The organism is Frateuria sp. GZRR35 (genome assembly GCF_051900415.1).
Taxonomy (GTDB): Bacteria; Pseudomonadota; Gammaproteobacteria; order Xanthomonadales; family Rhodanobacteraceae; genus Frateuria_A.
The window spans coordinates 366,368-388,568 of sequence record NZ_JBHZGL010000002.1; the positions used below are offsets into that span (position 1 = coordinate 366,368).

General features: G+C 67.6%; 22 protein-coding genes, 1 pseudogene and 1 riboswitch. Of the genes and pseudogenes, 12 read left to right on the top strand and 11 right to left on the bottom strand.

Features of this window, described 5'->3' with window-relative positions:
• Positions 1–12 precede the first annotated feature (12 nt).
• From nusB to glyA, 8 genes are all read right to left on the bottom strand, one after another.
• Positions 13–459 (bottom strand): transcription antitermination factor NusB, encoded by a 447-nt coding sequence (gene nusB / locus ACFWZ3_RS04235; RefSeq protein ID WP_439706534.1) that lies wholly within the window; start codon positions 457–459, stop codon positions 13–15.
• Entirely contained in the window at positions 459–920 is a 462-nt protein-coding gene (gene ribH / locus ACFWZ3_RS04240; RefSeq protein WP_439706535.1) for a 6,7-dimethyl-8-ribityllumazine synthase, read from the bottom strand. The genes nusB and ribH overlap by 1 nt, the downstream gene beginning before the upstream one ends.
• 128 nt (positions 921–1,048) lie before the next feature.
• Complete coding sequence (gene ldcA, locus ACFWZ3_RS04245; protein WP_439706536.1) at positions 1,049–1,969, bottom strand: muramoyltetrapeptide carboxypeptidase; 921 nt, start codon at positions 1,967–1,969, stop codon at positions 1,049–1,051.
• A gap of 116 nt (positions 1,970–2,085) precedes the next feature.
• Positions 2,086–3,177: a bifunctional 3,4-dihydroxy-2-butanone-4-phosphate synthase/GTP cyclohydrolase II gene (ribBA, locus tag ACFWZ3_RS04250; RefSeq protein WP_439706537.1), complete on the bottom strand. Its 1,092-nt coding sequence runs from the start codon at positions 3,175–3,177 to the stop codon at positions 2,086–2,088.
• 130 nt (positions 3,178–3,307) lie between these two features.
• Positions 3,308–3,949, bottom strand: coding sequence for a riboflavin synthase (locus ACFWZ3_RS04255; RefSeq protein ID WP_439706538.1), 642 nt, complete (start codon positions 3,947–3,949; stop codon positions 3,308–3,310).
• A gap of 123 nt (positions 3,950–4,072) precedes the next feature.
• Positions 4,073–4,219: riboswitch (FMN riboswitch) on the bottom strand.
• A gap of 109 nt (positions 4,220–4,328) precedes the next feature.
• On the bottom strand, positions 4,329–5,525 hold the full coding sequence (ribD, locus tag ACFWZ3_RS04260) for a bifunctional diaminohydroxyphosphoribosylaminopyrimidine deaminase/5-amino-6-(5-phosphoribosylamino)uracil reductase RibD (protein WP_439706539.1): 1,197 nt from the start codon (positions 5,523–5,525) through the stop codon (positions 4,329–4,331).
• A gap of 88 nt (positions 5,526–5,613) precedes the next feature.
• The gene (gene nrdR, locus ACFWZ3_RS04265; RefSeq protein ID WP_439706540.1) at positions 5,614–6,126 is read right to left on the bottom strand and encodes a transcriptional regulator NrdR; all 513 of its coding nucleotides are present in this window, start codon (positions 6,124–6,126) and stop codon (positions 5,614–5,616) included.
• 10 nt (positions 6,127–6,136) lie between these two features.
• On the bottom strand, positions 6,137–7,405 hold the full coding sequence (glyA, locus tag ACFWZ3_RS04270) for a serine hydroxymethyltransferase (RefSeq protein WP_439706541.1): 1,269 nt from the start codon (positions 7,403–7,405) through the stop codon (positions 6,137–6,139).
• Between the two features lie 137 nt (positions 7,406–7,542).
• On the opposite strand from glyA, the gene ACFWZ3_RS04275 reads away from it, so the two are divergent.
• Together ACFWZ3_RS04275 and ACFWZ3_RS04280 are read left to right on the top strand one after the other, a co-directional pair.
• On the top strand, positions 7,543–8,613 hold the full coding sequence (locus ACFWZ3_RS04275) for an alpha/beta hydrolase family protein (RefSeq protein WP_439706542.1): 1,071 nt from the start codon (positions 7,543–7,545) through the stop codon (positions 8,611–8,613).
• A gap of 1 nt (position 8,614) precedes the next feature.
• Entirely contained in the window at positions 8,615–9,223 is a 609-nt protein-coding gene (locus ACFWZ3_RS04280) for a TetR/AcrR family transcriptional regulator (RefSeq protein ID WP_439706543.1), read from the top strand.
• Here the strand turns inward: ACFWZ3_RS04280 and ACFWZ3_RS04285 are convergent.
• Entirely contained in the window at positions 9,214–10,089 is an 876-nt protein-coding gene (locus ACFWZ3_RS04285; RefSeq protein ID WP_439706544.1) for a DUF817 domain-containing protein, read from the bottom strand. The genes ACFWZ3_RS04280 and ACFWZ3_RS04285 overlap by 10 nt on opposite strands.
• A gap of 156 nt (positions 10,090–10,245) precedes the next feature.
• Here ACFWZ3_RS04285 and ettA point away from each other — a divergent pair, with 156 nt between their 5' ends.
• The 9 genes and pseudogenes from ettA to ACFWZ3_RS04330 all read left to right on the top strand — a co-directional run bounded on the left by ettA (position 10,246) and on the right by ACFWZ3_RS04330 (position 16,415).
• Entirely contained in the window at positions 10,246–11,904 is a 1,659-nt protein-coding gene (gene ettA, locus ACFWZ3_RS04290; protein ID WP_439706545.1) for an energy-dependent translational throttle protein EttA, read from the top strand.
• 114 nt (positions 11,905–12,018) lie between these two features.
• Positions 12,019–12,849 (top strand): orotidine-5'-phosphate decarboxylase, encoded by an 831-nt coding sequence (gene pyrF / locus ACFWZ3_RS04295; RefSeq protein ID WP_439706546.1) that lies wholly within the window; start codon positions 12,019–12,021, stop codon positions 12,847–12,849.
• A gap of 287 nt (positions 12,850–13,136) precedes the next feature.
• Positions 13,137–13,558: pseudogene (locus tag ACFWZ3_RS04300) on the top strand (VOC family protein).
• Positions 13,559–13,620: 62 nt separating this feature from the next.
• Positions 13,621–14,103, top strand: a complete 483-nt coding sequence (locus ACFWZ3_RS04305) for a hypothetical protein (RefSeq protein ID WP_439706547.1) — start codon at positions 13,621–13,623, stop codon at positions 14,101–14,103.
• A gap of 33 nt (positions 14,104–14,136) precedes the next feature.
• Positions 14,137–14,625 carry an HIT family protein gene (locus ACFWZ3_RS04310; RefSeq protein WP_439706548.1) on the top strand — a complete coding sequence of 163 codons (489 nt, stop codon included), beginning with the start codon at positions 14,137–14,139 and terminating at the stop codon, positions 14,623–14,625.
• A 29-nt stretch (positions 14,626–14,654) separates the two neighbouring features.
• The gene (locus ACFWZ3_RS04315; protein ID WP_439706549.1) at positions 14,655–15,089 is read left to right on the top strand and encodes a hypothetical protein; all 435 of its coding nucleotides are present in this window, start codon (positions 14,655–14,657) and stop codon (positions 15,087–15,089) included.
• A 12-nt stretch (positions 15,090–15,101) separates the two neighbouring features.
• Positions 15,102–15,548: a hypothetical protein gene (locus ACFWZ3_RS04320; RefSeq protein WP_439706550.1), complete on the top strand. Its 447-nt coding sequence runs from the start codon at positions 15,102–15,104 to the stop codon at positions 15,546–15,548.
• A 56-nt stretch (positions 15,549–15,604) separates the two neighbouring features.
• Positions 15,605–15,985, top strand: coding sequence for a hypothetical protein (locus ACFWZ3_RS04325; protein ID WP_439706551.1), 381 nt, complete (start codon positions 15,605–15,607; stop codon positions 15,983–15,985).
• A gap of 94 nt (positions 15,986–16,079) precedes the next feature.
• Entirely contained in the window at positions 16,080–16,415 is a 336-nt protein-coding gene (locus ACFWZ3_RS04330; protein WP_439706552.1) for a TfoX/Sxy family protein, read from the top strand.
• A gap of 262 nt (positions 16,416–16,677) precedes the next feature.
• Here the strand turns inward: ACFWZ3_RS04330 and ACFWZ3_RS04335 are convergent, their stop codons facing one another.
• Together ACFWZ3_RS04335 and ACFWZ3_RS04340 are read right to left on the bottom strand one after the other, a co-directional pair.
• Positions 16,678–18,603, bottom strand: coding sequence for a hypothetical protein (locus ACFWZ3_RS04335; RefSeq protein ID WP_439706553.1), 1,926 nt, complete (start codon positions 18,601–18,603; stop codon positions 16,678–16,680).
• Between the two features lie 163 nt (positions 18,604–18,766).
• A complete protein-coding gene (locus ACFWZ3_RS04340; protein WP_439706554.1) occupies positions 18,767–19,651 on the bottom strand; it encodes a hypothetical protein in 885 nt (294 codons plus the stop codon).
• A gap of 376 nt (positions 19,652–20,027) precedes the next feature.
• On the opposite strand from ACFWZ3_RS04340, the gene fusA reads away from it, so the two are divergent.
• Positions 20,028–22,067 carry an elongation factor G gene (gene fusA, locus ACFWZ3_RS04345; RefSeq protein WP_439706555.1) on the top strand — a complete coding sequence of 680 codons (2,040 nt, stop codon included), beginning with the start codon at positions 20,028–20,030 and terminating at the stop codon, positions 22,065–22,067.
• Positions 22,068–22,201 lie beyond the last annotated feature (134 nt).

Sequence of the window (22,201 nt, forward strand, 5' to 3'; positions counted from 1 at the left end):
CCCACCCTGAAGCTAGCGCGCGCCCTTCTCGGCCGAGCGCAGCTCGCCGGCAAGCTTGTCCAGCACGCCGTTGACGTAGCTGTGGCCGTGGTCGGCGCCGAAGCGCTTGGTCACTTCGATCGCCTCGTTGATGACCACGCGGTAAGGCACGTCGAGGCGATACTTCAACTCGTAGGCGGCCAGGCGCAGCGCGGCGCGTTCGATCGGGTCGATCTGTTCCACTTCGCGGTCGACGTAGGGCTTGATCGCCACATCGAGCTCGCCGACGTGCGTTTCCACGCCGTGCAACAGGTCTTCGAAGTATTCGAGGTCGGCCACTTCCATGTCCTGCTCGTGGCGGAACTGGTCGATCACCGCCTTCATGTGGCTGCCCGACAACTGCCAGGCGTACAGCGCCTGCAGCGCGCGCCGGCGGGCGCGCGAACGGGCGGCCAGGTCGATGCCTTGCGGAGCGCTCATCACAGCTTCCCGTACAGGTTGGCCATCTCCAGCGCGGCCAGCGCCGCGTCGGCGCCCTTGTTGCCGGCCTTGGTGCCGGCGCGCTCGATCGCCTGCTCGATGGTGTCGGTGGTCAGCACGCCGAATGCCACCGGCACGCCGGCGCTGTAGGCGGCCTGGGCCAGGCCCTTGGCGCATTCGCCGGCGACGTAGTCGAAGTGCGGCGTGGAACCGCGGATCACCGCGCCCAGCGCGATCACTGCCGCATAGCGGCCCGAGTTGGCGAGCTTGTGCGCGGCCAGCGCGATTTCCCAGGCGCCCGGCACGCGAATCAGGTCGATCGCGTCGTCCTTCACGCCGTGGCGCACCAGCGCGTCGCGCGCACCGGCCACCAGCGGCTCGACGACGAAGCCGTTGAAACGGCCCGCGACGATGGCGAAACGGCCCGTGGGCGTGGCGAAGTCGCCTTCGATGATCTTCATTGCGAATCCTTGGGCAGACGGGAAGCCCTTGCGGGGCCGGGTATTTTACGGGTTTGGGGCGTCGATATCTCCTGCACGAGCGCCCTTGCGCGCGACCGGACGCATCCGGGTCGCGCCCATGGGCGCTCCTACAGGGACATGTGCGGGTAGCCGGTGCACTCCAGGCGCGCCTCGCCACCGCTGACACGCAACCTCGCCTGGGCACCGAACGGCAGCGTGAGCTGGCGTGCGGCATGACCGTGCGGCAAACCGTGGATCACCGGGATGCCGGCCACGCGCGCCAGCTGCGCGAACGCCGCAGCCAGATCGTAGCCGTTGTCGCGCGGCCCCGGGCGGCAGGCGTGGAAGTCGCCCAGCACCACGGCGCGCTGCCTTGCCAGCACGCCGGACAGCTGCAACTGGTAGAACAGCCGCTCGATGCGATATGGCGGCTCGCCCAGGTCCTCGACGAACAGGATGCCGCCTTCGATCCGGGGGAAATAGGGTGTACCGAGCAGGCTGCACAGCACCGCCAGGTTGCCGCCCCACAGGGTGCCCTGCACGTCCAGTTCGACATCGCCCGCGCCGGACCAGGTGGCGACGCTCGTATCCGAACGGAGCGTGTTCCAGAAGTGGTCCCAGGTGAAGCTCGGCATCGGTTCGGCGCCCAGGTCCGCCAGCAGCGGGCCGGCGAAACTGCGCACGCCGCTTTTGGCGTACAGCGCCAGCTGCAGCGCGGTGAAGTCGCTGTGGCCGACCAGTGCGAGGTTCGAGCCGGCCAGCCGTTCGCGCAGGGCGCCGTAGTCGAGCTGGCCGAGCAGGCGCGCGGCGCCGTAGCCGCCGCGGGTGACCAGGGCGATGTCCGGCAGTTGAGTGAGCGTGGCCAGCGCGTTGATGTCGTTCGCGCGCTCGGCATCGGTGCCGGCAAAGCGCAGTTGCGCGCGTTCCAGCACTTCCTGGCCCTCGACGGTACAGCCAGCATCGCGCAGGCGCGCCACGCCGCGCGCCATGACGGCCGGGTCGTGGGCGTAGCCGGCGGGAGCGATCAAGCGGATGCGGGCGTTGGGCATGTCTAAATCCCTCGAAACGACCGACCCATTGTAGGGGCCCGCTTGCGAGCGATGCTCTTATGCCGGTCGCCAGAAGAGCATCGCCCGCAAGCGGGCTCCTACAGGGCCGGGTGGCGTCACACGTACTCGACCACTTCCAGATCAAACCCGGCCAGGCCCACCAGCTTGCGCGGCGTACCCATCACGCAAAGCTTGTGCACGCCCAGGTCGGTGAGGATCTGTGCGCCCAGGCCGAGCTGGCGCCACTCCTGCTGCTGCGCATCCTCCGGCGCCAGCGCGGCGGGCTGGCGCTTGAGCCGGGCGAGCAGGGCGTCGGTGGTGTCCTCGCCGGAAAGCACCAGCAGCACGCCGCGGTCCTCGTCGGCGATGCGCCGCAGCGCGGCGGTGACGGTCAGCCCAAGGTCTTCGCGCCTAAGGTGCAACACGTCGGACAGGGTGTTGCGCACATGTACGCGGGTGAGCACCGGTGCGCCGTCATCCACTGTGCCGCGCACCAGCGCGTAGTGGAGGCCGTGGCGAATGGCGTCACGGTAGGCGACCAGCCGGAACGGGCCGAACTCGGTGTCGACCTCTTCCTCGTGCACGCGCTGGATGGTTTTTTCGGTTTCCAGCCGGTAGCGGATCAGGTCGGCGATGGTGCCGATCTTCAGGCCGTGTCGGGCCGCAAAGACTTCCAGTTCCGGGCGGCGCGCCATCGAGCCGTCCTCGTGCAGGATCTCGATCAGCACGGCGGACGGTTCCAGCCCCGCCAGCGCCGCCAGGTCGCAGCCGGCCTCGGTGTGGCCGGCGCGGGTGAGCACACCGCCAGGCTGCGCGGTGAGCGGGAAGATGTGGCCCGGCTGCGAGAGGTCCTGCGGTCTGGCGTCGGACTTGACTGCCACCTGGATGGTGCGCGCACGGTCGTGCGCCGAGATGCCGGTGGTGACGCCCTCAGCCGCCTCGATCGAAACGGTGAAATTGGTGTGGTAGGGCGAGGTGTTGTCGCTGACCATGGGCTTGAGGCCCAACTGGCGCGTGCGCTGTTCGGTGAGGGTCAGGCACAACAGGCCGCGCGCCTCGCGAACCATGAAGTTGACGTCCTCCGGCCGCACCATCTGCGCCGCCATGACGATATCGCCCTCGTTCTCGCGGTCCTCGTCGTCGAGGATCACGACCATGCGGCCGGCGCGGAGGTCTTCGAGGATTTCGGGGATGCTGTTGAAGGACATGGGTCTACCTTGAGATGGGGTTTGCCCTTCCCTGCTTGCAGGGGAAGGCCGGGGAGGGTTCGCCCTGATTTCGACCAGGGCTCCAACGCCCTCCCAACCTCCCGCTGCGTTGCAGGGGAGGAGCGAAAAATCAGGCGAAGCCGTGCTGCTTGAGGAATGCTTCGTCCAGCCGCGGCACCTCGCCGCCGCCGATCAGCCGCTCGACGTAGCGCGCGATCACGTCCACCTCGATGTTCACCGCATCCCCCGCGCGCCTGGCGTGGAAAGCCGTGTGTGCCACGGTGTGCGGAATCAGGTTCACGCCGAACCGCGTGCCGGTTACCTCATTGACGGTGAGGCTGGTGCCATCGATGCAGATCGAGCCCTTGGCGGCGATGTAGCGCGCCAGGTCCGGCGGCACCTCGAACGTCCAGCGCTGCGAGCGTGCGTCGGGTGTGATGGAAACCACCTTGCCCACCCCATCGACGTGGCCGGACACCAGGTGCCCGCCCAGCCGGTCGGCCAGCCGCAGCGCCTTCTCCAGGTTGACCGGATCGCCGGCCTTGAGCTGGCCCAGCGTGGTAAGCGAGAGGGTTTCGTTGGACACGTCGGCGGCGAAGCCGCGTTCGCCCAGGCTGATCGCCGTCAGGCACACGCCGGACACGGCGATCGAATCGCCCAGTTGCACGTCGGCCAGATCGAGGTCGGCCGTATCGACATGAAGACGCACGTCGCCGCCGCGCGATTCGAGCCGCGCGATGCGGCCTACCGTCTGGATGATGCCGGTGAACATCAGCGCACCTCCCGGCCGGAGGTGGCGATACGAATGAACTTGGACATGAAACGTTCTCCGTGGACTGAACTGAGAACGCCCCAAGGCATGAGGCCCACGCACGGCCTTGGGAGCCATGCGCGCGACCGTCTTCTTTCATCCGGACTGTGACCGTCGGCTCCGGCATTCGACCGGATCTGCTGACCTTCCGCCGAGGCGGAAGCGCTCGCGGGCTCGTTTCTTGCGAAACCTACCGCCGGTGGGGAATTTCGCCCCGCCCTGAAGACGCGATTGCCGGCCAGGCCGGCGGGCGAAGTCTAGCATCGAGGTTTCTGTAGGAGCGCCCTTGGGCGCGACCGCGCGGCACGACGTCGCATGGCGGTCGCGCCCAAGGGCGCTCCTACATTCCAGGCCGCAGCCGAAGGCGGATGTCCTCGCCGACCATCCGGCGGTCCAGCGTCCTCAGCTGCCAGCGATCGGCCATCCGCGCCAGCGGCGGCAAGCCCAACAACGGGCGCGCCGTGTCGCCGAGCAACACGGGTGCGATATACAGCAGCAGTTCGTCGGCCAGGCCGGCCGCCAGCAGCGCCCCGCACAAAGTGGGACCGGCTTCGACGTGCAGTTCGTTGATGTCGCGGCGGGCGAGCTCGGCGAGTGCGGTCTGCAGGTCAAGACGGCCGGCGCCTTCGGGCAGCGACACGCGATCGATCGGCTCGAGATGAACCGGAACGGATGCATCGGACGCGTGCATCAGCAAGGTTGGCGCGACCGGTGCAAGCACATGGCTGCCGGCGGGCGTGCGTAGTTGGCGGTCGAGAATCACGCGCAGTGGTGCTACCGGGGCAAAGGCCTCCCCCTCTCCCCAACCCTCTTCCCCGACGGGGCCGGGGGAGAGGGAGTTGTTCCCTGCCCCGACCGTCTGCGCGGAAAATTGGGAGCTGTGTGCGCCTTCCTGCAAACGCACGGTGAGGCGCGGGTTGTCGGCCAGCACCGTGCCGCTGCCGGTGAGGATCGCCGAACTGCGCGCACGCCAGCGCTGCACGTCCGCCCGCGCGGCTTCGCCGGTGATCCATTTCGATTCGCCATCGGCCAGCGCAGTGCGGCCATCGAGGCTCATCGCCAGTTTGACCCGCACCCACGGACGCCCACGTTCGATGCGGCTGAAGAACCCGATGTTGAGCTCCCGCGACTCCTCCCGCAGCAGGCCCGTGTCCACCGTGATGCCCGCCGCGCGCAGTTTCTCCATCCCGCGCCCGGCCACCTGCGCGAACGGATCCTCCGCGGCTATCACCACCCGCGCCACGCCGGCAGCCACCAGCGCATCGGCGCACGGCGGCGTGCGGCCGAAATGCGCACAGGGCTCCAGCGTCACGTAGGCGGTCGCGCCACGCGCCTCCTCGCCAGCCTCGCGCAACGCGAACACCTCCGCATGCGGCCCACCCGCACGCCGGTGCCAGCCGGTCCCCACCACCCGTTCGCCGTGCGCGATCACGCACCCCACGCGCGGGTTGGGCTGCGTGGTGTAGAGCCCGCGCTCGGCCAGGCGCAACGCATGCGCCATGCGCTGATGGTCAATGCTGGAGAACGCTTCGGTCATGGCGTCGCTATCGTAGGGTGGGCTTCAGCCCACCGCTTCCTCCGCATCAGAGCCGGCGGGCTGAAGCCCACCCTACTTCGGTCCGCGCTTACTTGGCAGGCCGCTTACCGCCACCGAGCAACGGCAGCTGCAGGCCGTCAAGTCCCGGCAGGTCGCGCTCGAGCTTCTCGATTTCCTCGCGGAACGCCTGCACGTCCTCGAACTTCCGGTACACCGAGGCAAAGCGTACGTAGGCCACTTGGTCGAGCTTCTTTAACTCGCGCATCACCAGCTCGCCGACCTGGCGCGAAGGCACTTCGCGCTCGCCGCTGCGGCGCAGGTCGTTGATGATCTCGCGCACTGCGTTGTCGACATCGTGGCTCGCCACCGGTCGCTTCTGCAGCGCGCGATCGAAACTGGTGCGCAGCTTGCGCTCGTCGAACGCTTCGCGCCGCTCACCACTCTTGACGATCGCCGGCAGCTTCAGCTCCGCGGTCTCGAATGTATTGAAGCGCTCGCCACACTGGGGGCACTCGCGACGACGGCGCACGGTGGCGCCGTCCTCGGTCAGCCGCGAGTCGATCACGCGGGTGTCTTCGTGTTGGCAGAAGGGGCAGTGCATCCGGTGCGGATCAGCCGTAGACCGGGAACTTCTTGCACTGTGCCTCGACCTTCCCGCGCACCGTGGCGATCACCGCCTCGTCGCCCGGCGCATCGAGCACGTCGCACAGCCAGTTGGCGAGATCCACGCAGTCGGCTTCCTTGTAGCCACGGGTGGTGACGGCGGGGGTGCCCACGCGCAGGCCCGAGGTGACGAAGGGCTTCTGCGGGTCGTTCGGCACGGCGTTCTTGTTGACCGTGATGTGCGCCTTGCCCAGCGCCGCTTCGGCGTCCTTGCCGGTGACGCCCTTGCCGATCATGTCGACCAGCATCAGGTGGTTCTCGGTGCCGCCGGAAACGATCTTGTAGCCGCGCTGGATGATGGTCTTGGCCATCGCCTGCGCGTTCTTGACCACCTGCTGCTGGTACGCCTTGAAGTCCGGCTCCAACGCTTCCTTGAAAGCGACCGCCTTGGCCGCGATCACGTGCATCAGCGGGCCGCCCTGGATGCCCGGGAAGACGATCGACTGCAGCTTTTTCTCGATCTCCTCGCCCGCCTCGCCCATCGCGTCGCGGTTGGCGACGATGATGCCGCCGCGCGGGCCGCGCAGGGTCTTGTGGGTGGTCGAGGTGACCACGTGCGCGTGCGGCAGCGGACTGGGATACACACCGGCGGCGACCAGGCCGGCCACGTGCGCCATGTCGACGAAGAAGATCGCGCCGACCGAGTCGGCGATCTCGCGCATGCGCTTCCAGTCGACCACCTGCGAATAGGCGGAGAAGCCGCCCACCAGCATCTTCGGCTTGTGCTCGTTGGCCAGGCGCTGGACTTCGTCATAGTCGATCAGGCCCGCGTCGTTGACGCCGTACTGCACGGCGTTGAACAGCTTGCCGGAGATGTTCACCTTGGCGCCGTGGGTGAGGTGGCCGCCGTGCGCCAGCGACATGCCCAGGATGGTGTCGCCGGGCGAGAGCAGCGCCAGGTACACCGCCTGGTTGGCCTGCGAGCCCGAATGCGGCTGCACGTTGGCGTAGGTGGCGCCGAACAGCTGCTTGACGCGGTCCAGCGCCAGGCGCTCGGCCACGTCCACGTACTCGCAACCGCCGTAGTAGCGCTTGCCCGGGTAACCTTCGGCGTACTTGTTGGTCAGCACCGAGCCCTGCGCCTCCATCACGCGCGGGCTGGCGTAGTTCTCCGAGGCGATCAGCTCGACGTGGTCCTCCTGGCGACGTGCTTCGTCGGCGATGGCCTTGGCCAGCTCAGGGTCGAAACCTTCGATCGTGCAATCCTTCGGGAACATGCGTCGCCTCGGTGGTCGGGTGCGGGGGATAAGCCGAAAAGTGTAGTCCTCGCAGGGGTTGGCGGCCACTAGGCATGCTTGCGGCAAGGTTGCGTACATCGTACCGTACGCCGCACGCTAACCATGGAGCTCTCCCGATGGCTGTTCGCACACGTGCCGCGCGCCCATCTCTCGCACGCCGCCTGCGCGGCCTGCTCGCAGCCGCACTGCTGTCGATCCCGTTGGCGCTGTGCGCGGCCACGGTCGAGGGCGTGGGTATCCGGCCGACCACTTTCCCGGACCCGGTCAACCAGGGCCACACGCCGGGTTTCGTGTTCTATCCCTCGTCCGCGCCGACGCACGGCACGACGGCCTTCGGCCCGTACGACGTTGCCGCCACGCCCGGCGCCGAGGCGGCGTCTGGCGCGTGGCCGCTGGTGGTCATCTCGCATGGACATGGCGGTTCGGACCTGGGCCACCACGACCTGGCCAGCTATCTCGCGCGGCACGGCTTTGTCGTGGCCACCTTCGAGCAGCCCGGCGACAACTTCCACGACCAGAGCGGTTCGGCCACGTCCCGGGTGCTGGTGGGGCGCGCCGTCGAGGTCCGTGCCGTCATCGACACGCTGCTGTCCGATGCGCACTGGAAGCAGCTGATCGATCCGACGCGCATTGGCGTGGCGGGCTTCTCGGCTGGCGGCTACACCAGCCTGCTCGTGGTCGGCGCCAGGCCGCGCTTCGATCGTTTCATCGGCTATTGCCACCGTCATCCGAACGACATGGAGACGTGCGGCCCGGCGAAGAAGCTCACGCCCGAGGCGGCCGCCGCCTACCTGGCCGATATCCAGCACGACCTCGACCGCTGGGGCGACACGGCGGATCCTCGCGTCAAGGCCGCCTTCGTGATGGCGCCGCTGTCGCTGGTGTTCGACAAGGCCGGCGCCGGCGCGATCGATCGACCGGTCGACCTCTGGTATGGCCAGAACGACCACGTACTGCTGCCATCGGAAAACGCGCTGCACCTCAAACCGCTCGTACGCACCCTCACGCGCGTCACCGAAGTGCCGAAAGCCGATCATTGGGTGTTCCTGGCGCCCTGCTCGGCGGCGCTGGCGAAGGAGGCCGGCGCCATCTGCCAGGATCCGCCGGGCGTCGACCGTGCCAAGGTGCACGAGCGCATCAACGCCGACGCAGTGGCGTTCTTCCGCCAGACGCTGGGCACCCGCTGACATGCCCAAGGCACTCAGCGAACAGGACGCGGAAGCCTTCCGCGAGCGCATCTGCCAGGCGGCGGCGCGGCTGTTCGTCGAAGAAGGCCCGGCCGCCGTCAGCATGCGCCGGATCGCGGCCGAGCTCGGTTGCGGCACGATGACGCCCTACCGCTACTTCGCCAGCAAGGAGCAGATCGTCACGGCGGTGCGCACGCGCGGCATGCACCGGTTTTCCGAGGCGCTCGAACGCGCGCTGGACACACCCGGCGACGGCCGCGTGCGCAGCCGCGCGGTGCGCGATGCCTACATCGCCTTCGCCCGCCGCGAGACGGCCACCTACCGGCTGATGTTCGAATACCCCGAGCCGCACCGTGACGACCCGGCCTACCGCGAAGCCCACGCGCGCATGTGGCGCACCATCGCAGCCCACGTCGAGGTGCTGGTCGCCGAAGGCGCGGTGGAGGCTGACGCACCGCTGCTCGGCCACCAGATCTGGGCGGCCCTGCACGGTGCGGTGATGCTGGAGATCGCCGGCCTGCTGCCGGAGGGCTTCGATGCCGCCTCGCTGCACACCCGCACCGCAGGCACGCTGTTCGAGGCGGCGCGGCCCGGGCGCGGTCAGGCCTGATCCCTGCGGGCGCTTTCCTTGCGCCGGTGTAGCGCCCAGACCATCACGTAGCTGATCACCATCAGCAGCAGCCACGAGCCGAGCTTCGATAGCGGCACCATCGACCAACCGTGGCGCTGCGCCGGGTACAGCCAGGCGCGGCTGAAGGTGCCTACGTTCTCCGCCAGCCAGATGAACAGCGCCACCAGCACGAAGCCCAACAGCAGCGGCATGCGCCGGTGCACGCGGCGGACGCGGTAGTGCACCCAGGTGCGCCGGAACAGCCACGCCAGGCCGGCGAACAGCAACATTCTCGCGTCCGGCAGGTAGTGATGGGTGAAGAAGTTGAGGTAGATCGCCAGCGCCAGCGCCACCGTCGGCCCGAAGCCCGGATGGCCGGTAAAACGGAAATCGAATAGCCGCCAGGCCCGCGCGATGTAGCTGCCGACCGATGCGTACATGAAGCCGGAAAACAGCGGCACCCCGCCGAGGCGAAGCAGCGAGGGTTCGGGATAGACCCACGAGCCCACGGCCGTCTTGAACAGTTCCATCAGCGTGCCGACCACGTGGAACAGCGCGATCACCCGCGCCTCGCGCGAACTTTCCAGCCCGCTCGCCAGCAGCGCGAGCTGGATGCCGATCGCCGTCAGCGTGACGAAGTCGTAGCGAGCCAGCGGCGCGTCGGCCGGATACCAGCGCCAGCTTGCGAGCAGCAGCGCCACCATCAGTCCGCCGAACAGGCAGGCGGAGGCCTGCTTCACGCCGAAGCAGAGGAACTCGTAGGCGAAGGACGCCAGCCGCCCGCGGCGCGACGCCTGCCGGCCGATCCACCGCTCCCGCCCGCGCCATCCCCGCCGCGCGCTGCGCGCGCTGTCGATCGCGTCCATCGCCGCCTACCCCATGCCGAAACACGCAGCCTGCGGGGGCGACAGGCCCGCCGCATGGCAAGACACGGCCCGATCGGCGATAATTGGCGGTCATTTCCCCGCCTTTATCCGCCGGACCGCCCTCGCGGCCCGCGGACGCCCTTAGGGAGCCGAAGCATGCAGTACATCTACACCATGAACGGGGTGAGCAAGATCGTTCCCCCGAAGCGCCAGATCATCAAGGACATCTCGCTCAGCTTCTTCCCCGGCGCCAAGATCGGCCTGCTGGGCCTCAATGGCGCGGGCAAGTCCACGGTGCTCAGGATCATGGCCGGCGTGGACACCGACTTCCAGGGTGAAGCCCGCCCGCAGCCGGGCATCAAGGTCGGCTACCTGGCGCAGGAGCCGCAGCTCGACCCCGAAAAGACCGTGCGCGAAGTGGTCGAGGAAGGCGTGCACGAGATCCTTGACGCGCAGAAGCGCCTGGAAGAGGTCTACGCCGCCTACGCCGAGGAAGGCGCGGATTTCGACGCGCTGGCCAAGGAGCAGGAGCAGCTGGAGAACCTGCTCGCCGCCAACGATGCCCACGCGCTTGAGCGCCAGCTCGAAGTGGCCGCCGACGCGCTGCGCCTGCCGCCGTGGGACGTCAAGGTCGGCCCGCTCTCCGGCGGCGAGAAGCGCCGCGTGGCGCTGTGCCGCCTGCTGCTCTCCAAGCCGGACATGCTGTTGCTCGACGAGCCGACCAACCACCTGGACGCCGAGTCGGTCGAGTGGCTGGAGCACTTCCTGCAGGATTACCCCGGCACCGTGGTGGCGGTCACCCATGACCGCTACTTCCTGGACAACGCCGCCGAGTGGATCCTCGAGCTCGACCGCGGCCGCGGCATCCCCTGGAAGGGCAACTACACCGAGTGGCTGGAACAGAAGGACCAGCGCCTGAAGCAGGAAGCCCAGCAGGAGAAGTCGCGCCAGAAAGCGATCGAGAAGGAGCTGGAGTGGATCCGCTCGGCCGCCAAGGGCCGCCAGTCCAAGGGCAAGGCGCGCCTGAACCGCTTCGAGGAGCTCAACTCGGTCGAGTACCAGCGCCGCAACGAGACGAACGAGATCTTCATTCCACCGGGCGAACGCCTGGGCAACGAGGTGATCGAGTTCAAGAACGTCAGCAAGTCCTTTGGCGACCGCCTGCTGATCGACGACCTGTCGTTCAAGATCCCGGCCGGCGCCATCGTCGGCGTGATGGGCCCCAACGGCGCCGGCAAGTCCACGTTGATGAAGATGATCATGGGCAAGGAGCAGCCCGATTCGGGCGAGGTCAAGCTCGGCCACACCGTCAAGCTCGCCTACGTCGACCAGTCGCGCGACGCGCTCGATGCCAAGAACAACGTCTGGCAGGAAGTCTCCGGCGGTTCGGACATCCTCACCATCGGCAACTTCGAGATCCAGTCGCGCGCCTACATCGGCCGCTTCAACTTCAAGGGCACCGACCAGCAGAAGATCGTCGGCAACCTCTCCGGCGGCGAACGCGGCCGCCTGCACATGGCCAAGACCCTGCTGCAGGGCGGCAACGTGCTGCTGCTTGACGAGCCGTCCAACGACCTGGACGTGGAGACCCTGCGCGCGCTGGAAGACGCGCTGCTGGAGTTCCCCGGCTGCGCGGTGGTGATCAGCCATGACCGCTGGTTCCTGGACCGCATCGCCACGCACATCATCGCTTTCGAGGGCGACTCGCACGTGGAGTTCTTCCCCGGCAACTACAACGAGTACGAAGCCGACAAGAAGCGCCGCCTGGGCGACGACGCCGGCCCGAAGCGCGTGAAGTACAAGAAGCTGGCCTGAAGGCCGCGCGCCCCGCTCCCTCTCCCCTCCGGGGAGAGGGTTGGGGTGAGGGGTCGGCCTAGCCCGACAGCACCATCGAGCGACAGACCACTACACGATCAACGAGGAGCCCCCATGCACTTCATGCAGTCCCTGCACCAGTCATGGAAGCGCAATAACTCCCTCGTCTGCGTCGGCCTCGACCCCGAGCCCGCCAAATTCCCTGCCCACCTGCGCGACCGGCCCGAAGCGGTCTACACCTTCTGCCGTGCCATCGTCGATGCCACCGCCGACCTCGTCTGCGCCTACAAGCCCCAGATCGCCCACTTCGCCGCCCTGCGCGCCGAAGACGCGCTCGAGCGCCTGATCGCCCACATCCACGACGCGCACCCCGGCATCCCGGTCATCCTCGACGCCAAACGCGGCGACATCGGTTCCACCGCCCAGCACTACGCGACCGAAGCCTTCGAGCGCTACCAGGCCGACGCCGTTACCCTGAACCCCTACCTGGGCCGCGACTCGATCCAGCCGTTCCTGGACCGAGCCGACAAGGGCGTGATCCTGCTCTGCCACACCTCCAACCCGGGGGCCGCGGACCTGCAGGACCTGATCGTCGAGAGCACCGACGGCGAACGCCTCCCGCTCTACCAGCACCTGGCTCGCACCATCGCCCGCGACTGGAACGGCAACGGCAACTGCGCCCTCGTCACCGGCGCCACCTGGCCGGAGCAACTCGCGCAAGTCCGCGCCCTGGTCGGCGACATGCCCCTGCTCGTCCCCGGCATCGGCGCCCAGGGCGGCGACGTCGAAGCCGTCCTGCGCCACGGCCGCACCGCTGACGGCACCGGCCTGATGATCAGCTCCTCCCGCGCCATCCTCTATGCGGGCAATGGCGAAGACTTCGCCCAGGCCGCCCGCCAAGCCACTAACACGCTGCGCGACCAGATCAACCGCTGCCGCGGCTGACCCGCGCCTGCCCCGCATCAAGGGCGGCTCACACGCCCCGCCCTTGCGAGCCCCAGCGGCCACCATACGGTTTATTTCCTCATTTCTGAGTCATGAACATCATCGGCTCGACCCGGGATATATGCACCTCCCGCCACCCTTGAACAGCATGCACCCGAGCTTGCGTAACCGATTGATCCGGCTCGCTGCGCATACTCTTGACGCCAACCTTCGGGCAGCCTGACCATCGGTACATATCGCCCCTTTCGGGGTCTACCCGGCGTTCGACCACAAGGAAGTTCTCGCCGATGCAACAAGCCATTGCTCATATCGCGCTCGTGGTCCGTGACTACGACGAGGCGCTCGATTTCTACGTTGGCAAGCTTGGGTTTGCGTCGTCGAAGACACGTTCCAACCGGACCAGAACAAGCGCTGGGTAGTTGTCTCGCCAGCGGGTTCGTGCGGGGCGTCGTTGCTTCTGGCGCGAGCATCCACACCAGACCAAGAGGCCTTTATCGGCAATCAGGCCGGTGGGCGCGTCTTTCTCTTTCTGCAAACCGACGATTTCCGCCGCGACTACGACCGGATGGTTTCGGCGGGCGTGACGTTCGTGCGGCCTCCTCGTGAGGCACCCTATGGGACCGTCGCAGTATTCGAGGATCTTTATGGCAACCGCTGGGATCTGCTGCAATACAGCGCCAGCACGCCATATGCGTCTGCAGCGGTCTAACATGTCATTCGAAGCGGGCGGCTTCGCCGCCGCTCAATTCCAGCGTTAGGCGCGGACAAAATATGCCGCAATTTGTAACGCGCTACTTGCAGCTTGCCGGCCTTGCCGCAGCTGTAGGCGCAGCACTTCACATAGCCATCTTCTTCGGCGGGCCTGAGTGGTACGCCTTCTTTGGCGCGCCGGCTGGTTTAGTCGAAATGGCTCGATCCGGCAATGTCCGGGCGCCAATCAGCTGCTTGGTCATCGCTTCTTTCCTAGCGCTGCTTGCTGCTTACGCCTTCTCCGGCGCCGGCATCATTCGTCGGCTGCCATTCCTGCGCCTTGGGCTTGGCTCTATCGCCGCAGTGCTGATCCTGCGCGGCGCCCTGTTCATCCCATTGATCGTCTGGCGTCCTGTCGCCCTTTCCGGCGTTTGCGATTGCCGGAGCGTCGATGCGTTTATTATCGCCACCTCGGCGCTCTGTATCGCAATGGGCGTGGGCTATGCGCTGGGTGCTGTAGCCGCGCCTGATATTTCACCGAAGCCGCTTCACGGCCCCGCCTAATTCAGGCGTTAGATTGATGGATATCCACGCGAGATGAGCAAATGGAACAGTCCTTCCTGGCCTTCCTTACTTGATGGCTCTGCCTGCCCGATCTGCGTCCGTGGACAGCCACTTGATGTCATCGGCACCCTGGATTCTGCTTGGCTCACCATGAGCGAGAACGCACCGATGCCAGGCTATGTTTGCCTGGTCTCCCAAATACATGCTGTCGAGCTGCATGATCTTAGCGACTCTCAGGGGGACGCGTTCATCAGAGATGCCAGAGTCGTTTCAAAAGCGCTATCCATGGTCACTGGTGCAGTCAAGCTCAACTACGAGATCCACGGTAATACACTCCCTCATTTGCACCTGCACTTCTTTCCGCGTTATCCGGGCGACCCGTTTGAGGGGAGCGCTATCGAGCCTCACCGAGTCCAAGGGCCGGTCTATGCGCCCGGCCAGTTCGCGGAGGTCCGAGGCCAGTTGCTCGCGGCATTGCGGCCTAACAGTTCGTTCAAGGCAGGTGGCTTCGCCGCCGCTTAACTCCAGCATTAGGCGCCAGAGGAGGTTTCATGAGGAGTTGGAGTCGTTCCCTTGGCACATTTGGTGTCGGTTACTTCGTCGCAACTGCGGTCGGATTCGCGACCTTTACCCGACCGGTATTGATGTGGGCCATCACGTTCACGGTGATGCCACTGGTGTTCGCAGCACTCGCGTATTGGTACTTTCGCGGTACGCGTCTCAGAAAGGACGAGGCTCGCCGGGAAGCTTGGCGTTTGACGGCTTTCTGGATCGCATTGTCATTCCTGCTCGATGCACTCGCGTACGTTGTTGTTATTCCGCTAGCGTTCCACGCTCAGCCCAACTGGACGTTTTTCATTGACCAATCGCCTTGGATCTGGCCGTGTTACGCCACCATCGTCCCGATAGTCTTCGCCGGTCTGTGGGCCCAGCAGCGTCGCGCGGAAGGGGTTGCCTGCGCCCTGCGGCGCATGCCACCCAGCTAAAGGCCACTTCTCTTGCTAGCCAAGATCTCCGAGGTTCTTTTCGGTGGCACCCGCGCCTTTAACCAAGCGGAGCGACGCCTGCTTTCCTTTCTCCTGGAAGCCCTATCGGTCCAGGACCACGCGATTCTTTCCGCTCAGCTGAAATCCGTCCGCAAAGTACAAAGGCAGCATCCGGGCAAATTGTTGGCGGCTTATTACCGACCGGGCCACGACGTGCCCCGGTTGCCTTACTCGGGCGACGAGTACTGCCTGGCGATCATCCGCTACAGGTCGAATGTTCGCGTCAGGGCAACTGCGCTTGTTTTGCATGACGGCCGTTTTTCCACGCTGGAGCGGAACGTACCCAAGAGCCTCGCCGAAATTGGTGCGCTCGTATCGGTTGCATTGCATCCTGGCGGCTTCAGGAGCATCACTCGCCAGATTGATATGGAAGAGCATGCCGGGATCGAGTTGCGCTGACGGGATATCGGCTGGGAACGGGCTACCCTGGGTGCATGCACGAAAAGGGAGGGCTGATGAATCGGGAGAAGATCTGGGAGGCCATGTCCTATGCCTGGACGGAGGTCGGGCTGGACGCGGCCGGATTCCAGCGGTTCGCTCGGGACGCCGACCTCTCGGCCCATGATCCGCGTGCGCTTTTCCACGCGGTGTTCTGGCAGGTTTGTGGCGCCTTCGCGGTCGAGACCGCGTGGGCCCTCATGCTTATGGGCGTTACGTTGCCGGACTGGTTTTTTCCGGAGCCTGAAAAGAAGGTCTCGCGCTGGCTGGCACGCCCCCTGTCGTATTCGGTTCTGAATCCCCTCTGGTTGATGGGCTACCCGTTGTCCTGTCTCCTTGTCGCTAGCTACTGGCACCGGTTGCGGAAGGCCTCCGCCGCGCTTGCGCGAGCTACCTGAGAACGGACGCGCGCAACGGCCGCTCCAGGGTCACTGGCAACAACGGGGCGCATGGAAGCGGTTAAGCTCCAGCGCCGATTGCGAGGACCAACCGATGGCCACCGATCTCTCCTTCGTCGAGTACGTCGCCGAGCAATCCGGGCTCGGCGAGCGCTTCACGTTCAAGCGGATGTTCGGCGAGTACGGGCTCTACATCGACGGGAAAGTCGTGGCTTTCGCCTGCGACAACAGCGTGTTCGTCAAAGCCGCGGAAGCCACTGCCTCGCTGACGGCAAACCTTCCCCGGCGACCGCCCTACCCCGGCGCCAAGCCCTATCCGGTCGCCGATGAGCTGCTCGACGATTCGGAACAGTTGCATGCGCTTCTGATCGCGACAGTGCAGGCCATGCCCGAGCCCAAGGCGAAGAAGCCGAAGCGAAAAGCGCCTTAGATCGCAGACAAGCTGGGCGCGGAACGGGTGGGTCAGCAGAAAGGCGGACAGTCCCTCGATGGGGCGGCAGGGAGCTGGTGCCAACCCGCCGCCTCACCGCGACCGACAGGCCTCCCGCGAATACCAGCCTGGCGGGACGCCCGTACTGCGCCGTGCTGGACCGGATGTCCTGGATCTGGGTCTGGCCGCCCAATGGAGCGCGTCCCTGCGTTGTCGTGGTGAACAGCCGACCGCGCCCGATGAGCCGGGTCCCGCGGATAGTTCAACGGAACTGATCGCTCGCGGGCACCCAGGAACTGCCTGCCGCGGCAGGCGCCCGCGTCCGCGGCGCCGGTGTGGCTCCATCGTTGGGGCAGCCGGCTGGCAATGGCCCGCCGCTGACGCGTGCAGCGGCGCATTGCGCGGCGTTGTCCAGCTTGATCGGCGTAGCGGGCGGCGGGGTCGATGCGGCTGTCGCCGCGCTTGCGGCGACGGTGGGATCGAGTGATTTCACCGGCGCCAGGTCCAGCCGTTTGTAGAGCTCCGGATCCTTGGCGGCTTTCGCAGGCGGATCGCCGCCGCAGCCGAGCAGCGCCAGGGGGAACAGCGGGCTGACCTTGCAGTTGACCCGCACACCGCGCGGCAGGTGGAAGGTGTGTTTGATGGTGGTCTTCTCGACCGCGTGGCGCAGCGCGGTGTCGATGGCGCTTTCGCCTTCGGGCGCCCAATCGTCTTCGAACCGGGTCGGCCGGTAACCGATGTCGGGCGCGCGGTGTTCCATGATGTCGGTGTCGCCGTGCGGCTTGAGCTGGATGTAGCTGCCCAACTGGCCCTGTTGGGCACCCTCGGCCGCGCCCGGCTGTGCCTTGCCCTGTTTGCCCTTGCCCTGCCCCTTGCCCCGGCCGGCCTTCGGGGCCGGCGTGCCATTGGCGTCCGCCGCTTCGGGCGCGCCCTCACGTGCGCCCGGTGTGCCGGTGTCGCTGCCTTGTGGCGTTGCTTCAGGTGCGCTGGCGGGCGCGGTTTCCTGTGCGTTTGCGGCGCCCGGTGCCGTAGCGGCAGCTGCGCCCGCGGAAGCGGCAGGTGGGGCGGCTTGCGCCGGCGTGGCATCGGTCGACGGCGTGGCGGCGATCTGCGGGTGGGCCAGGATGATGGAGGCTGCGGACGACGTCGCGTTGGGCACATCGATGGCGGGCGCGGCCGGGTTCGGTGCAGCGGGCGCCGGCGTGGTTTCCCACGGCACGGCCGAGAGCTGCGGTTCAGCAAGCTGGATGCTGGGCGCCTGCACGCGCGGGCGTTCGCGCGGTACCTGCGGCGCAGGCACGTTGACCTGCGGCGCGAGGTTGATGGTCGGCGCGCCCTGTGCCGGCAGCGGGATCGCTTCGACTTCGGGCATGGCGGGCGCGGCCGGCGGTTGCGGGCGGACCAGTTCCACGGCGCTGGGCGGCAGCGCCTTCGGCGCAACGACCTGGTTTAGCGCGATGCTGGGCGCCGCGACCGGCGGGGCTGCCTGTGCGGGCACGGCGGGCATCGCCAGCGAAGGCGGCGTGGGCATGGGCCGATTGCCTTCGAGCTGCGGCTTGCGTACCGGTTCGGGCTGGAACTTCGGCGGCACCGGGCGCACCGCCGGTGGTGTATCGAGGTTGATCCTTGGCGGCGTCCCGGCGAGCGGCACGGGCGTGAGGTCCGGCGTCGGCTGCAGGCGCGGCAAGGTGAGTGGCGGCGGCGGCGCCGCGGCTTTGGCGATCTCGATGGTCGCCTTGGGCGCGGTCACGGTGATGACCGGCGTGTCGCGCCTGGAAGGCGCCGGCGTCGGAGCGGGGGTCGGCGTCTGGGTGGCTTGCGTCGCTGCCGCGGTGCTTGTGTTGCCGCGATGGCGCGGCCCAACGCGCTTGGGCGGCGTGCCACGCACCGGCGGCGGGGGTGGCGGCTCGGGCTTGTCGATCAGGCGCACCTGCAGCGGCGCGGTTTCGCGTGGCGGTTCGGGGAGGTCGTACGCGGGACCCAGGATGGCGCCGAACAGCACCATCAGATGCACCAACAACGTGCCCGCCAGTCCGGCGATGCGCAGGCCACGATCGCGGGGCCGCTCGGCACGCCGGCGGCGATAGACGAGGGCTTGCGCCGCAGCCTCGCGCGGTGCGCGCAGCATGACCACCGGGCGCGCGTCGGCGGGCGAGTCGCTCGGCTTGTCCGCGGGGGGCAGGGGCATGGCGAAAGTGTAGCTTGCGGGGTGGTTGGGCCGTGCGCCGTGAACGGGCGGGCCGTTTACCGCGGGACCCGACCGTGCCGGCGGCGGTGTCGGGCCGATGCATGAGACGGATCGCCCACAAGAGACCTCCTGCAGGCGTCCGATGGATGGATGGGCAACAGCGTCATGGCTTGCGGCAGTGCGCCGGTGGCGGCTTGCCGGCCTGCCGGGCCTCGCCGCACTCGGCATCGACGGCGCGTGCCGGCGTGTCGACCGGACACCCGTGGGGCAGCGGCTTGCCAGCGCGATAGATGGCAATGCATTCGGACAACGTGCGGGCGGGTGGCGCCAGTTCCTTCGCCAGCGGTGCGGGGGCCATGTCGAGGCGCTCGTCGCCGTCCTTCTTCGAGGGGGGCGCCGGCGGCATCGTGCAATCAGGGGTGGGGATGCCGAACAACGTCCGGCACTTGAGGTGGATGCCGTGACCCAGGTTGACGGACTGGTGTTCGTTCGTGTGGGTCGCGCTCATGGCGCGACGCACGCCCTGACCAACGATGGTTTCGCCGGGCGGCGGGAAATATTCCTCGAAGCGCGTGGCCTTGTACTTGATCGGCGTGTCGTGGCTCATCACCTGGCTGTCGCCCTGCGGCATGCGCTGGATGTAGCCGGGCGTCGGCGCGGTGGCGGTGGCGGCGCCCGCGGGCAACAGGGGTTGGCCGGTGCGGTCGTAGAGCCGGGGCGTTGCGGCGGTCGGTGCGCTGGCGGCGGCAGGCAGGCTGGCGGTCATCGCATCGCTGCGTGGCCGTTCGCGTGCGGGGAGCGGCAGCGTGGCCGGAGTCGGCTTCGGGAGGGCTGGCGGCGGTGCGGGTATCGCCGCGCGCGGACGCGCGATCAGGCGCACCTGCAGCGCTTCGCCTCGACGCACACGCACGACTTCACGCGCTGGCCGCGGCTGCATCTCCCACCACACGACGATGGCGAACAATCCATGCAGCGCCAGCATGAGCGCCAGCGCCAGACGGACGCGCCAGGGCTCGCGCGGCGGCGCCCGCTCCCGCCAGGCGCGCAACAACGCGCGCGTGTCCTCATCCAGCGGCGCCAGTCCGGTGCGGGGCGAGGGGGCGCGCCAACGGTGGGGTTCGACCTGCGGCGGGGAAACGATGGGGAAAGCTCCGTGCGTGGGGAAGCGGGCCGTCTCATGCCCACCTTCGCAAGACCATCACGTTTCCAAGGGGTTCCCGGCCGCATTGCAACTTGACCGCGCGGGCCGATCGCACAAGGCTACACAGGCGGCACCCGCCGCACCCCGCCATGACCGCCCCGCCCGCGCTCGCGCGCTTGAGGACGACCATGACGGCCCGCCATCGTCAGCCGCCATGCGCGGCCTCGTGCGGCGCCGTTCATGCCGATGCGAGTCCGCGCCTCTGCTTGAGGAGGGACGTCTCGTGTCGTACAGCACGGAAAACATCCGCAACATCGCGCTCGCCGGCCACGCCGGCACCGGCAAGACCACCTTGTTCGAAGCCTTGCTGCATGCCGGGGGCGTCATCCAGACGCCCGGTTCGGTCGAGCGCGGCACGACTCTGTCGGACACCGACGCGCAGGAGAAGGCGCGCGGGCATTCCATCGACAGCGCGATCGCCAGCATCGACCGCGACGGCTGCCACCTCAACCTGATCGACACCGCCGGCTACGCGGACTTCCGCGGTGCCACGCTGTCGGCGTTCGCGGCGGTGGGGACGGTGGCGATCGTGGTCAACGCCACCAACGGGATCGAGCACGGCACGCGGCGCATGATGGAGCGGGCGCGGGCACGCGGCCTGGCGCGCGTGCTGGTGGTCAACAAGATCGACTTCGAGGGCGCGCGGCTGGGGATGCTGGTCGATACGCTGCGCGAGGAGTTCGGCCCCGAGTGCCTCCCGGTGAACCTGCCCGCGCAGAGCGGCAAACTGGTGCTCGACTGCTTCTTCCACGACGAGGGCACCACCGATTTCTCTTCGCTCGCCGCGGCACACCAGCAGATCGTGGACCAGGTGGTAGAGATCAACGAAGCCACCATGGGCGCCTACCTGGACAAGGGCGAAGGCGCGCTCAGCCGCGAGCAGCTGCACGACGCGTTCGAGCAGTGCCTGCGCGAAGGCCACCTGGTGCCGATCTGTTTCGTCAGCGCGCGCACCGGCGTGGGCGTGAACGAGTTCCTGGACCTGGCCGCCCGCCTGCTGCCCAATCCGGCCGAAGGCAATCCGCCGCCGTTCGTCGATGGCCAGGGCGAGGCGATCATGGTCAATGGCGATCCTTCCGGACACGTGATCGCGGACGTGTTCAAGATCGTCAACGATCCGTTCGTCGGCAAGCTGGGCATCTTTCGCGTGTGGCAGGGCACGATCCGGCGCGACACGCAGTTGTTCGTCGACGACTCCCGCAAGCCGTTCAAGGTCGGCCACCTGTTCCGGTTGAACGGCAAGGCGCACGTGGAGATCGAGCAGGCCATCCCCGGCGACATCGCCGCGGTGGCCAAGGTGGAGGAGATCCACTTCGACGCGGTGCTGCACGACTCGCACGAGGAGGACGGCATCCACCTTGCGCCGATGGACTACCCGCAGCCGATGTTCGCCCTCGCGCTCACGCCCCGGCACAAGGGCCAGGAGCAGAAGCTCTCGCAGGCGCTGGCGCGGCTGGCCGAGGAGGACCCCTGCCTGCGCATGGAGCACCACAAGGAACTCAACGAGACGGTGGTGCGCGGGCTATCGGAACTGCACCTGAAGGTGATGCTCGAACGCATGCGCGAGCGCTACGGCGTGGAGGTGGACACGCACCCGCCGCGCATCGCCTACCGCGAGACGATCGGTGCACATGCCGACGGCCACCACCGGCACAAGAAGCAGACCGGCGGCGCCGGGCAGTTCGGCGAGGTGTTCCTGCGCGTGGATCCGCTCGATCGCGGCGCCGGCTTCGAGTTCGTCGACGAGGTCAAGGGCGGCGTGATCCCCAACCAGTTCCTGCCCGCGATCGAGAAAGGCGTGCGCCAGGCGATGGAAAGCGGCGCGGTCGCCGGGTACCCGATGCAGGACCTGCGCGTGACCGTGTACGACGGCAAGTACCACCCGGTCGACTCGAAGGAGGTGGCGTTCGTCAGCGCGGGCAGGAAGGCGTTCATGGATGCGGTGGGCAAGGCGCGGCCGATCGTGCTGGAACCGATCGTGGATGTGGAGGTGGCCATTCCCGAGGCCAGCGTGGGCGACGTCACGGGCAGCCTTTCGGCCAAGCGCGCGCGGATCATGGGGACCGATGCGCAGCGTGGCGGCGAACTATTGATCCGCGCGCAGGCGCCGCTGGCGGAGTTGACCGACTATCCGACCGAGCTGAAGGCAATGACGGGTGGGCAGGGGCGCTACAGCCTGGACCTGTCGCACTACGAGGCGGTGCCACCGCCGGTGCAGAGGCAGCTTTCCGAGGCGTGGAAGCCGCATGTGGAGGAGGATTGAAGGCTGAGGCAAGACCTCCCCCATCCGCCTGTCGGCACCTTCCCCCGTGGAACGGGTGAAGGCTCACGCTGGAGGCCGCGCCAGCTGCTTCTCCTCCGCACGCGGGGAAGGACCTGGCTGGAAGGCAGGCTACC